Origin of the sequence: Phocaeicola sp. RTP21198st1_B8_RTP21198_201120, assembly GCF_040929485.1 — a bacterium.
In the GTDB taxonomy this organism is placed as follows: domain Bacteria; phylum Bacteroidota; class Bacteroidia; order Bacteroidales; family Bacteroidaceae; genus Phocaeicola; species Phocaeicola dorei.
This window is the reverse complement of record NZ_JBCOCI010000259.1, coordinates 1,210-1,738: the sequence shown is the minus strand read 5'-3', so window position 1 is coordinate 1,738 and position 529 is coordinate 1,210. Positions and strand designations below refer to the sequence as shown.

The following is a 529-nucleotide window of genomic DNA, read 5'->3' as shown; positions in this document are numbered from 1 at the left end:
CATATAAGACGCATCATCCGTAGCCTTGATAATTACGGTCGGTGTATCCTTTCCGCTCTTTATCTCGGAAACCTGCTTCTTAAATTCGTCATCCGTGATCTTAAGATCAAGTTTTTGCTGCTTCAATTCTCTTACTTTATTGACAGCAACAGCATTCTTCTGAAGAAGTACGGCACGCAGTCCATCTGCACCGTAGCTAGTTTCTTTCAACGAGGTATAATCCTTATAGTTAGGTTCCCCCTCGTAATAATAGAGTTTGTTATCAGCTCCCAGCAATAACGTAATTGCTTGTGAAGCCTTCACCATACTCTTTTGGTTTTCAGTTATATCTTTGTCATTACTCGGCATGCTTATCTCCATCGTCTGAGGTTTGCTCAGTGTGGTACAAAGCATAAAGAAAGTAATCAGCAACATATTCATGTCCACCATCGGTGTAAAGTCCACCCGGACAGTCATTTTCTTTTGCTTGCTCTTTCCTCTTTTTCCGCCGCTCTCTTGTACTTCAGCACTCATTGTATTTCCTCCTTTT

General features: G+C 41.4%; 1 protein-coding gene. It reads right to left on the bottom strand.

From position 1 onward, the window contains the following. The coding region (locus tag AB5935_RS25185; protein ID WP_368327776.1) for an ExbD/TolR family protein at positions 1–513 on the bottom strand (513 nt) is incomplete at its 3' end. Between the last annotated feature and the right edge of the window lie 16 nt (positions 514–529).